This window comes from Nocardia sp. NBC_00511 (assembly GCF_045161165.1).
Taxonomy (GTDB): domain Bacteria; phylum Actinomycetota; class Actinomycetes; order Mycobacteriales; family Mycobacteriaceae; genus Nocardia.
The window spans coordinates 2,922,827-2,934,074 of sequence record NZ_CP107849.1 but is presented as its reverse complement, the minus strand read 5'-3'; the positions used below and the strand labels follow the sequence as shown (position 1 = coordinate 2,934,074).

The 11,248-nt window shown below is 67.9% G+C and carries 10 protein-coding genes; 9 read left to right on the top strand and 1 reads right to left on the bottom strand.

Annotated features, from left to right (window positions below; all coding sequences use genetic code 11):
- Window positions 1–65: 65 nt before the first annotated feature.
- From pafA to OG300_RS13895, 9 genes are all read left to right on the top strand, one after another.
- Window positions 66–1,424 (top strand): Pup--protein ligase, encoded by a 1,359-nt coding sequence (gene pafA / locus OG300_RS13935; protein ID WP_405495879.1) that lies wholly within the window; start codon window positions 66–68, stop codon window positions 1,422–1,424.
- Between the two features lie 137 nt (window positions 1,425–1,561).
- Complete coding sequence (locus tag OG300_RS13930) at window positions 1,562–2,554, top strand: helix-turn-helix transcriptional regulator (protein WP_405495877.1); 993 nt, start codon at window positions 1,562–1,564, stop codon at window positions 2,552–2,554.
- The gene (locus OG300_RS13925) at window positions 2,551–3,576 is read left to right on the top strand and encodes a helix-turn-helix transcriptional regulator (protein ID WP_405495875.1); all 1,026 of its coding nucleotides are present in this window, start codon (window positions 2,551–2,553) and stop codon (window positions 3,574–3,576) included. The genes OG300_RS13930 and OG300_RS13925 overlap by 4 nt, the downstream gene beginning before the upstream one ends.
- Entirely contained in the window at window positions 3,573–4,604 is a 1,032-nt protein-coding gene (locus OG300_RS13920; RefSeq protein ID WP_405495873.1) for a 2-dehydropantoate 2-reductase, read from the top strand. The genes OG300_RS13925 and OG300_RS13920 overlap by 4 nt, the downstream gene beginning before the upstream one ends.
- A gap of 64 nt (window positions 4,605–4,668) precedes the next feature.
- A complete protein-coding gene (gene tatA, locus OG300_RS13915; RefSeq protein ID WP_405495871.1) occupies window positions 4,669–4,944 on the top strand; it encodes a Sec-independent protein translocase subunit TatA in 276 nt (91 codons plus the stop codon).
- A 119-nt stretch (window positions 4,945–5,063) separates the two neighbouring features.
- Complete coding sequence (tatC, locus tag OG300_RS13910; protein WP_405495869.1) at window positions 5,064–6,038, top strand: twin-arginine translocase subunit TatC; 975 nt, start codon at window positions 5,064–5,066, stop codon at window positions 6,036–6,038.
- Window positions 6,035–8,737 carry a DEAD/DEAH box helicase gene (locus OG300_RS13905; protein WP_405498551.1) on the top strand — a complete coding sequence of 901 codons (2,703 nt, stop codon included), beginning with the start codon at window positions 6,035–6,037 and terminating at the stop codon, window positions 8,735–8,737. Before tatC ends, OG300_RS13905 begins: the two co-directional genes overlap by 4 nt.
- Window positions 8,738–8,849: 112 nt before the next feature.
- On the top strand, window positions 8,850–9,584 hold the full coding sequence (locus OG300_RS13900; RefSeq protein ID WP_405495867.1) for a DUF4333 domain-containing protein: 735 nt from the start codon (window positions 8,850–8,852) through the stop codon (window positions 9,582–9,584).
- A gap of 367 nt (window positions 9,585–9,951) precedes the next feature.
- A complete protein-coding gene (locus OG300_RS13895) occupies window positions 9,952–10,176 on the top strand; it encodes a hypothetical protein (RefSeq protein ID WP_405495865.1) in 225 nt (74 codons plus the stop codon).
- Window positions 10,177–10,251: 75 nt separating this feature from the next.
- On the opposite strand, the gene OG300_RS13890 is transcribed toward OG300_RS13895, so the two are convergent.
- Window positions 10,252–11,217, bottom strand: coding sequence for a 5'-3' exonuclease H3TH domain-containing protein (locus tag OG300_RS13890; RefSeq protein ID WP_405495863.1), 966 nt, complete (start codon window positions 11,215–11,217; stop codon window positions 10,252–10,254).
- Between the last annotated feature and the right edge of the window lie 31 nt (window positions 11,218–11,248).

Genomic DNA, 11,248 nt, shown 5'->3' with positions numbered 1-11,248 from the left:
ATACGTTTGCACAAGCTGTCTCACAGCGCCCTTACCGGGGACTTCAGCGCTGTAATGTCGATAGGGTGCAGCGACGAATCATGGGGATCGAAACCGAATTCGGGGTGACGTGCACCTTTCACGGTCACCGTCGGTTGAGTCCTGACGAGGTGGCCCGGTACTTGTTCCGCCGGGTAGTTTCCTGGGGCCGTAGTTCTAACGTGTTCCTCCGCAACGGTGCCCGGCTCTACCTTGATGTCGGTTCCCATCCGGAGTACGCGACGGCCGAGTGCGACAGCTTGGTGCAGCTGGTCACTCATGACCGAGCCGGTGAGCGGGTGCTCGAAGATCTGCTCATAGACGCCGAGCAACGCTTGGCGGAGGAGGGTATCGGCGGCGATATCTACCTGTTCAAGAACAACACCGACTCCGCCGGAAACTCCTACGGCTGCCACGAGAACTTCCTCGTGGTGCGCGCGGGCGAGTTCTCCCGGATCTCGGATGTGCTGCTGCCCTTCCTGGTTACCCGTCAGCTGATCTGCGGGGCCGGCAAGATCCTGCAGACGCCCAAGGCCGCCACGTTCTGTCTATCGCAGCGCGCCGAGCACATCTGGGAGGGCGTCTCCTCGGCGACCACCCGCTCGCGCCCGATCATCAACACGCGTGACGAGCCGCACGCCGACGCCGAGAAGTATCGGCGCCTGCACGTGATCGTCGGCGACTCCAACATGGCCGAGCCGAGCACCATGCTCAAGGTGGGGTCGGCGTCGCTGGTGCTGGAGATGATCGAGGCGGGCGTCGCGTTCCGAGACTTCGCTCTGGACAACCCGATTCGCGCCATCCGTGAGGTCTCCCACGATCTCACCGGTCGCCGTCCGGTGCGGCTGGCGGGCGGCCGGCAGGCCTCCGCGCTCGAGATCCAGCGCGAGTACTACGCCCGCGCCGTGGAGCATCTCCGCAACCGCGACCGCGACCCGCAGGTCGATGCCGTGGTGGATCTGTGGGGCCGCACCCTGGATGCCGTCGAGGCGCAGGATTTCGCCAAGGTGGACACCGAGATCGACTGGATCATCAAGCGCAAGCTGTTCCAGCGCTACCAGGACCGCTACAGCATGGAGCTGTCCGATCCCAAGATCGCGCAGCTGGATCTGGCCTATCACGACATCAAGCGCGGCCGCGGCGTCTTCGACCTGCTGGCCCGCAAGGGTCTGGCCAAGCGCATCACCGAGGACGAGGCGGTCGACGCGGCGGTCACCACGCCGCCGCAGACCACGCGCGCCAAGCTGCGCGGTGATTTCATCACCGCCGCCCAGGAGGCGGGCCGCGACTTCACCGTCGACTGGGTCCACCTCAAGCTCAACGATCAGGCCCAGCGCACGGTGCTCTGCAAGGACCCGTTCCGCTCGGTCGACGAGCGCGTGGATCGGCTCATCGCCTCCATGTGAGTGGTAGCCGAAGGCTCGTAGCAGGCCGTGTACCCGTGGGGTGCACGGCCTGTTTCGTCACCGCCGTCGCGGGAAGTCTGTGAGTTTCGGGTACCGCCGCGCCACACGGCGCCGACGCGCCCATTACTCTCTACGGGGTGGCGATATCCAAGGTCGAGCGGTTGATGAATCTGGTTATCGCGCTGCTGTCCACCCGGCAGTTCCTGACCGCGGAGCGGATCCGCGAATCGGTTGCCGGTTACGAGGATTCCGCGAGCGACGAGGCGTTCAGCCGGATGTTCGAGCGGGACAAGAACGAGCTGCGCGATCTGGGCATTCCGCTGGAAATCGGTGCGGTGAGCCGGTATTCGAGCGTCGAGGGCTACCGCATCAACCGGGATGCCTACGAGCTGCCCGATATCGACCTGACCAGCGCGGAAGCCGCCGCGGTCGCGGTCGCGGTGCAGCTGTGGGAGTCCCCGGAGCTGGCGGCCGCCGCCGAGAGCGGGGTGCTGAAGCTGCGCGCGGCCGGGGTGCACGTGGAGCCGGACGCCGCGGTGTCGGCGGTGCCCGCGGTCCCGGCGCGCACCCGCGGTTCGGAGCCGGTGCTCGGCAAGCTGCTCGCCGCCATCGACGCCGGTCGGTCGGTGACCTTCAATCACCGTCAGTCACACGGGGATCCGGTGGAGCGGGATGTGCAGCCGTGGGGTGTGGTCACCCATCACGGCCGCTGGTATCTGGTCGGGCACGACAACGCGCGCGACGCGCAGCGGGTGTTCCGGATCTCCCGCATCGACGAGGACGTCACCGAGTACGGCCCCGCCAACGAGGTGCACAAGCCGGAGGGCCTGGACCTGCGCGCGGTGGTCGCGGAGGTGACCGCGCAGACGCCGATCACCGGGTCGGCGACGGTGTGGGTGGCCGACGGCCGCGGTCAGGAGATCCGCCGGCTGGGCCCGATCATGGAGGAGCGGTCGCTGGGCGGTCGCCAGGGTTCGATCGTGGAGGTGCCCATCCGTTCGCGGGACTGGCTGGCCCGGCTGATCACCGGTCTCGGTGCCGACGCGCTGGTGCTGGCCCCGGTTGAATTGCGCGACAATGTGATCGCGCGCTTGAAGTCGGTGCTGGAGCGGACGGAGGTGTCGGCATGAACGCGCGAGCGTCGGAGGGTGCCAAGGAGCGCCGGGGGAGTGCGACGGCGTCGAGCCGGTTGTCGACCCGGCTGGCGCGGCTGCTCAACATGGTCCCGTATTTCCAGGCCAATCCGGGCATCAGCGCGGCGGAGGCGGCGGCCCAGCTGGGTGTGTCCACCAAGCAGCTGATGACCGACCTGAACCAGCTGTGGATGTGCGGACTGCCCGGGTACGGTCCCGGTGACCTGATCGATCTGTCGTTCTCCGAGGAGAGCATCGAGGTCACCTTCTCCGCGGGCATCGACCGGCCGCTGCGGCTGACCTCCCTGGAGGCGACCGCGCTGCTGGTGGCGTTGCGTTCGATCGCCGACCTACCCGGCATGGTGGATCCGTCCGCGGCGCAGTCGGCGACCGCGAAGATCGAATCCGCCATCTCCGGAAGGGAATTCGAGGGTCCGATCCTGCCGGTCCCGGTCGAGGCGCCCGCCGTGGCGACCGTCCGGTCCGCACTCGCGCGCGAGCATGCCCTGCGCCTGGTCTACTACTCGGCCAGCCGCGACGTGGTCTCCGAGCGGGTGGTCGATCCCATCCGAATCGTGCTGGTGGACAACAACAGCTACCTGCAGGCGTGGTGCCGCCAGGCCGAGGGCGTGCGGCTGTTCCGCCTGGATCGCATCGACGAGGCCACCGAGCTCGACGAGCCCGCGCGCCCGCCCGCCGAGGCCGCCGCCGACGAGACCGCGGCCCTGGACCTGTTCGTCGATGATCCCGCGGTTCCGTTGGCGCGCCTGCTGATTCGCCCCGACTACGCCTGGGTGCTCGAGCAGTACCCGATGCACCGGGTCACCGCGCACGCCGACGGCAGCGTGGAGGCCACCATGCGCTTCGCCACCCTGGACTGGATGGCCCGGCTGCTGCTCGGTTTCGGGGCGGGCGTGACCGTGCTCGGCCCGCCCGAACTGGTCACCGGCGTGCGGGAACGTTCGGGGTCGGCGCTGGCCGCCTATTCCGTGCTGGCCGAGGAGGTCGGTACCGCTTGAGTTTCCGCGTACAGGTGCTGGGGGCGGGCAGCATCGGAATCTACGTGGGGGGCAGGCTGGCCGCGGCCGGTGCGGAGGTCACGTTCGTCGGCCGACCGCGCGTACTGGACGAGATCAACGCCAACGGGTTGCGGCTCACCGATCTCGACGGCGGTGACGTCCGGGTCAAGCCCGCGGCGTTCCGGACCGCGACCGAGCCGACCGGAGACGCCGACCTGGTGCTCGTCACCGTGAAGTCCGCGGCCACCGCGAGCGCGGCCGCCGAACTCGCGGGCCTGGTGAAACCCGGGACCGTGGTGATCAGCCTGCAGAACGGCATCGGCAACGACACCGTCATCCGCGAGGTGCTGCCGTCCTGCGTGGTGCTGGCGGGCATGGTGATGTTCAACGTGGTCCAGCACGGGCAGGGCCACTTCCATCGCGGTACCGCCGGGATCGTGGAGGTCGCCGACGATCCGGTGCTCAATCGGTTCGCCCCGGTGTTCGGCAAGTCGGGCCTGGTGTTCGAGCGGCACGCGGATCTGCTGCCGATCCAGTGGGCGAAACTGCTGCTGAATCTCAACAATCCGATCAACGCGCTCTCGGGCCGCCCGCTGCGCGAGGAGCTGGGTTCGCGCGACTACCGGCGTTGCCTTTCGCTCGCTCAGCTCGAGGCGCTCGCGGTGATGGATCGCGCACGCATCCGCCCGGCGCGACTGACGCCACTCCCCCCGACGGTGATGGCCCGGCTGCTGGCCGCACCCGACGGGCTGTTCCGCCGGGTCGCGGCGAAGGTGCTGGCAGTCGATCCGGTGGCGCGCTCCTCGATGGCCGATGACCTGGCCGCGGGCCGCAAAACCGAAATCCCTTGGCTGTGCGGTGAAATCGTGACCCTGGGAACCATGGTAGGAATACCCACACCGGTGAACCAACGGCTCGTCGAACTCGTGACAGCTGCGGAGAACGGTGACCGCCGCACCTGGTCGGGCGCGGAATTGCTGGATCAGCTCACGACCGCCGCACGTGTCGGTGCGACGAACGAGGGTTGACAACAAGGTTGGCCGTATGCGGGTCCGGTAGCATCGGACCCACCACAGTCTTTGGAGGTAAAGAATGACAGGCGCCATCAGCCCGTGGCACTTGCTGATCGTTGTGCTGATCTTTTTGCTGTTCTTCGGCTCGAAGCGCATGCCCGACGCGGCCCGTAGTCTGGGTCGCTCGATGCGGATCTTCAAGACCGAGGTCAGCCAGATGCAGAGCGAGGGCAAGTCGGGCGAGGCCGCTCCGGAGGCCCAGGCTCAGCCGCAGCAGCAGCCTCCCGCGCAGCTGCCGCCCGCTCAGCCGGTGCAGCCGGCCGCCCCGCTGCCGAACGACCAGCAGAAGGCCTAGACAGCAACCAGGTTCCCGGGGTGAGCTCCGCTCATCCCGGGTGAGGCGTTGTCCGGGTCCGGGGCGCTCGCGGGCTGCCCCTTCTTCGTTGGCCGCAAGGCGGAGGCAGTCACACTCACATGCGCATCCCGTTCGATCCCCGGCGCAGTAAGCGCCGCGTCAACCCCGACGGCACCATGTCGTTGGTCGACCACCTGCAGGAGTTGCGGCGGCGCTTGCTGATCGCGCTGGCCTGGGTGGCGGTCGGAACCCTGTTCGGGTTCTTCTGGTACTCGCATTCAATTTTCGGGATCGACAGCCTCGGCGAGATCCTGCGCGGTCCCTACTGCGATCTGCCCGCGTCCTCGCGCGCGAATCTGAGCGCCGACGGGTCGTGCAAGTTGCTCGCGACCGCGCCCTTCGAGCAGTTCACCCTGCGCTTGAAGGTGGGCACCACCGCGGGCATCGTGGCGGCCTCGCCGTTCTGGCTGTATCAGCTGTGGGCGTTCATCACCCCCGGCCTGTACGCCAAGGAGCGCAAGTACGCGGTGTCGTTCGTGGCGGCGGGCGCGGCCCTGTTCGTCACCGGCGCGGTGCTCGCGTACTGGGTTGTGGCCCATGCCCTCAGCTTCCTGCTGACCATCGGCAACAACGTGCAGATCACCGCGCTCAGCGGTGGGCAGTACTTCAGTTTCATCATCAAGCTGCTGGTGATCTTCGGCGTCAGCTTCGAAACCCCTTTGCTGATAGTCGGTTTGAACTTCCTGGGCGTGCTCACCTATGAGCGGCTCACGAAGTGGCGGCGCGGCTTGATCTTCGGCCTGTTCATCTTCGCGGCCATCGTGACCCCGCAGGACCCGATCTCCATGCTGGCGCTGGCGCTGGCGTTGACGGTGCTGTTCGAGATCGCGGTCCAGTTCGCGCGGATCAACGACAAACGCAAGGCGCGCAACGCCGCCGAGTGGTCGAACCTGGCCGACGACGAGGCGTCACCGCTCGGCGAACAGCCCGGCGGCGTGGACGCGCCGGACCCGGTCGAGCGTCCGGAGCCGGTGAGCGCGACACCCGTGGAGAAAACAACGCGAGGCATGTCGGATTACTCCGATACCCTCTGACCGTGGCATCCAAGTCGCTTGCTGGCGAATTGGCGGCATTCGCCGCCGAACTGAAATTCGAGCTCGATCCGTTTCAGCGGCAGTCGTGTGAGGCGCTCGAGAGCGGGCACAGCGTGCTCGTCTGCGCGCCCACCGGCGCCGGTAAGACCGTGGTCGGTGAGTTCGCGGTCCATCTGGCGCTGGCCTCGGGCGGAAAGTGTTTCTACACCACGCCGATCAAGGCCCTGTCGAACCAGAAGTTCGCGGATCTGACGGCGCGCTACGGTCGCGAGACGGTCGGCCTGCTCACCGGTGACCAGTCCATCAACTCCGATGCCCCGGTGGTCGTGATGACCACCGAGGTGCTGCGCAACATGCTCTACGCGAGTTCGGATGCGCTGCGCGGGCTTTCGTACGTGGTGATGGACGAGGTGCACTACCTGGCCGACCGCTTCCGCGGCGCGGTGTGGGAGGAGGTCATCCTGCACCTGCCGCCGGAGGTGCGCCTGGTCAGCCTGTCGGCGACGGTCTCCAATGCCGAGGAGTTCGGCGCCTGGATGGAGACGGTGCGCGGGGACACCGCGGTGATCGTGGACGAGACGCGGCCGGTGCCGCTCTCGCAGCACGTGATGGTGGGGCGGCGGCTGTTCGACCTGTTCGACGCGAAGTCCAATGACGCGCGCGTGGTGGTGGACGAGGACCTGCAGCGCTATATCAAGCATCGCGAATCCACTGACCGGATGGACAATTGGGCGGTGCCGGGGCGGGGTGGGCGCGGCGGTCAGCGGCGTTCGTTCCGGCCGATGCCGCGTCCGGAGGTGATCGCCCGCCTCGACGACGAAGGGTTGCTGCCCGCGATCACCTTCATCTTCAGCCGCGCGGGTTGTGATGGGGCACTGGCACAGTGCGTGCGATCGCGGCTGGATCTGTCCCGGGCGGAGGATCGCGAGGAGCTCGACGCGATCATCGAACGGCACACCGGGGATCTGCCGCGCAGCGACCTCGAGGTGCTCGGCTACTGGGAGTGGCGCGAGGGCCTGCACCGTGGTTTCGCCGCGCATCACGCGGGCATGCTGCCCGCCTTCCGGCACACGGTCGAGGAACTGTTCGTGCGCGGTATGGTGCGGGCGGTATTCGCCACGGAGACACTGGCTCTGGGCATCAACATGCCCGCGCGCACGGTGGTGCTGGAGCGGCTGGTGAAGTTCAACGGCGAGAGCCACGCGGAACTGACGCCGGGGGAGTACACGCAGCTCACCGGGCGCGCGGGGCGGCGCGGCATCGATGTCGAGGGGCATGCGGTGGTGCTGTGGCAGCCGGAGGTCGACACCAGTGCGGTGGCGGGTCTGGCCTCCACCCGGACCTTCCCGCTGCGCAGTTCGTTCAAGCCGGGCTACAACATGTCGATCAATCTGGTCGATCGCGTAGGTGTGGTGGAGTCGCGGGCACTGCTGGAGCGGTCCTTCGCCCAGTTCCAGGCCGACCGGTCGGTCGTGGGTCTGGTGCGCGGCATCGAACGCAACGAGGCACAGCAGCGCAAACTGCGCTCGCAGCTCGGTGACGAGAGCTTCTTCGAATACATCCAACTGCGCGAACGCATTCGCGAACGCGAACGCAGCCTGGAACGCCAGGGCCGCACCGATCGCCGCCAGGCCGCGGTGACGGCGTTGAGCGCGCTGCGCCGCGGTGACGTGGTGGCGATCCCGTCCGGCCGCCGACAGGGACTGGCGGTGGTGCTGGAACCCGATATGACGCCGGGTGATCCGCGTCCGCTGGTGCTCACCGAGGACAAGTGGGCGGGCCGGGTCTCGGCCGCGGACTTCCCGGTGCCCGCGGAATCGCTGGGCCGCCTGCGGTTGCCCAAGCACGTCGACCATCGCACCGCGCGGGTGCGTCGGGATCTGGCCTCTGCCTTGCGCAGCACCGGGCTCACCGCACCGCGCCACGGCCGGGTCAGCGCCAAGTCCAAGGCCGCCGACGATCGCGATCTGCAGACCCTGCGCCGGGCCCTGCGCAACCATCCGGCACACGCGCGCCCGGATCGAGAACAGTTGGCGCGCATCGGTGAACGCTACAACCGCCTCGAACGCGAGACCGAGCATCTGCGCGAGCAGGTCGCGTCCACCACCAACTCCCTCGCCCGCACCTTCGACCGCATCCTGGCCCTGCTCGAGGAGCGCGGGTACGTCGCCGACGGTGAGGTGACCGCCGACGGCCGCCGCCTGGCGCGCATCTACGCGGAGACGGATCTGGTTGTGGCCGAAAGCCTTCGGCAGGGGTTGTGGCGCGGTCTGGGTCCCGCGGAACTGGCGGCCGCGGTGTCGATCCTGGTGTTCGAATCCCGCCAGGAGGGCGGATACCTGGGTGCTTCGGGCCCGACCGAACCGATTCGCCGCGCGGTCGACGCCAGTATCGGGGTGTGGACGAAGTTGCGCGCCGACGAATCCCGCCACCGGGTCGCGCCCACCCGCGAACCCGACCTCGGTTTCGTCACAGGGATCTACACCTGGGCGCGCGGCGACGACCTCGCCGATGCCCTGATGGCCAGCGGTGATCGCGGAAACCCGCTGTCCGCGGGCGATTTCGTGCGCTGGTGCCGACAGGTCATCGATCTGCTCGACCAGATCCACAGCACCGCCGACGATGTCGAGGTGGCGGGGACCGCGGCCAAGGCGGTGCGGGCCATCCGGCGGGGTGTCGTCGCCGTGGACGCGGCGTAGTAGAAACGACTGTGCTTTGATTCTTTGATGTACCGACCGCAGTGGGGACACGGCGTGATCCCGCTCGGGGGGCTAGCGTGAGGACAACGAATTTGCGAGTGGAGGCAAGCACATGAGCGGCCCGTACGGACCGAACGACGCCCCTGGTCAGGGGGACGGACGCAACGATCCGACGCAGCAGTGGGGTGGCGGTCAGCCCGCGCCCGGCGGCGCCGGTGCTCAGCAGTGGGGTGGTCAGCCGCCCGCGCAGCCGACCACGCAGTGGGGTGACCAGCAGCAGCCCGGGCAGCAGCCCTGGGGTCAGAGTCAGCCACAGCAGCCGCAGCAGCAGTGGGGACAGAGTCAGCCGCAGTGGCAGCAGCCCGGCCAGCCCGAATGGGGCCAGCAGCAGCCGCAGCCGCAGGCCGGTCAGCAGTGGGGGCAGAGTCAGCCGCAGTGGCCGCAGCAGGGTCAACCCGGTGCGCAGGACTGGAGTCAGCAGCAGCCGGGTCAGCCCGGTCAGCAGTGGCCGCAGCCCGCGCAGCCTGCCGGTGGCAAGAAGAAGACCGGCCTGTTCATCGGCATCGGCGCCATCGTGGTGCTGGTGCTGGCCGGCGTCGTGGCCGGTGTGGTCTGGCTGACCAGCAAGGATCAGCTGGACAACAGCGCCGTGCAGTCCGGTGTGCAGAAGGTGCTCAAGGATTCCTACGGCATCGACGATGTCCAGAACGTGAGCTGCCCGTCGGGCCAGAAAGTCCAGGTGGACAAGACTTTCGACTGCACCCTGAAGGTCGGCGGCGACGCCAAGAAGGTCACCATCAAGATCACCAAGGATGACGGCACCTACGAGGTCGGCCGTCCCAGCTGATCGCATAGCTGCAACGCAACGGCCCGGTCACGAGAACACCATCGTGACCGGGCCGTTGTGTTGCGAAGCGCCCCTGGATGATTGCTCTACGGTCGCGTCCTCAGGCGTGTGCATGTCGCGGTGAAGGATCCGGTAGGGCGTACGCTTGGGGCGTTCGTGATCAATCGAGGCCCCGGGGTGTGCGATGAGGTTATTGGCGAATGCAATCTTTGGTAGCGGATTGGTAGCGGTCGTTGCCGGCGCGCCTGCGGCAATGCCCGCAGCGCAGGCTGATCCACCTGCCCCGGTGGTGGAGGACTGCATAACAGGCCATGCGACCGTCCAACCCTCCAGAATGTTGATTGCCTGTGGCGATGGTGGGATTACGGTGACCGACATCGCCTGGACGAGCTGGGGGCCGGAGCGCGCCGAAGGAACCGGCACCGAGCATCGTGTCATTTGCCAGCCCAATTGCGCTGCCGGACACGAGATTACGTTCGGATCGCACATCACTCTGCGCAAGGCGACCGATCCTGGTCCCTACTTCTCGGAAGTTGTGGTCACCGACGAGAACGGCAATCCCGAAGTCTGGCCAAGGATTGCCCCGCGCTGACCGGATGCCGTACCCACCCAGCAACTCAGGTTCGAGGCGAGGCGGCTTCGCTGGAAGTCCTGCGCGAGTGCACGCTCAGCGCTTGGCCATTGCGGTGAGTAACCGTTTGACCGGGCTCTCGGCGTTGTAGGCGACGGCCAGTTCGGCCAATCGGTCCGGATCCGCCGGGGTGGCGGGCAGGAGGTCGGGGCCGGACATGTCGATCTTGGCGTCGCGGACCACCCGGACCACGGGGGCGGCGGCCTTCAAATAGTCGTCCGCCGCAACGAGTTTCGCGCGTACGCCCTTGGCGAGGTCGGAGTCCGGGTCGGCCGCGGCGGCGCGCAGTGCCTCCACCGATCCGAAGCGGGTGATGAGCTGGGCGGCGGATTTGTCGCCGACGCCCGCGACACCCGGCAGGCCGTCTGAGGCGTCACCGCGCAGGGTGGCCATATCGGCGTAGGCCGGGCCCGCGTTCTCCTGCGGCACACCGTATTTGGTGGATACCTCGGCGGGGCCCCACAGCTCCGCCTTCGACAGTCCGCGCCCGACATAGAAGACCCGCACCGCTGGAGTGGGCGTATCCCGTACCAGCTGAAGCAGATCGCGGTCACCGCTGACCACGATGACCTCGCTGTCGCGTTCGACGGTGGCCAGGGTGCCGATCACGTCGTCGGCCTCGAGACCCTCGGCGCCCGCGGTGGCGATGCCCGCGGCCGCGAGCACCTCCATGATCATGTCCACCTGTGGGGTGAGGGTGTCGGGCACTTCTTCGGCCACGACCCCGTCCACCACGTCAGCCTCCTCGGCGACGCGATGCGCCTTGTAGGAGGGCAGCAGGTCGACACGGAACTGCGGGCGCCAATCCAGATCCAGGCACACCACCAGGCGGCTCGGCGCATGCTGTTTGACCAGCGCCGCGATCATGTCGGTGAAGCCGCGCAGCGCGTTGACGGGTCGCCCGTCGGGGGCGGTGATCTTCTCCGGGATGGCGTAGAACGCCCGGAACCACAGGCTGGCCCCATCGAGCAGCAGCAGCGGACCGGCGGCAGGGTTGCTCATAGCCCACGACCCTACCGGGACCGGCCGACAG

Coding starts and splice junctions, on each gene's coding strand:
- OG300_RS13900 (WP_405495867.1), top strand. CDS start 8,850: ATGAGCGGCCCGTACGGACCGAACGACGCCCCTGGTCAGGGGGACGGA.
- tatC (WP_405495869.1), top strand. CDS start 5,064: ATGCGCATCCCGTTCGATCCCCGGCGCAGTAAGCGCCGCGTCAACCCC.
- OG300_RS13890 (WP_405495863.1), bottom strand. CDS start 11,217: ATGAGCAACCCTGCCGCCGGTCCGCTGCTGCTGCTCGATGGGGCCAGC.
- tatA (WP_405495871.1), top strand. CDS start 4,669: ATGACAGGCGCCATCAGCCCGTGGCACTTGCTGATCGTTGTGCTGATC.
- OG300_RS13925 (WP_405495875.1), top strand. CDS start 2,551: ATGAACGCGCGAGCGTCGGAGGGTGCCAAGGAGCGCCGGGGGAGTGCG.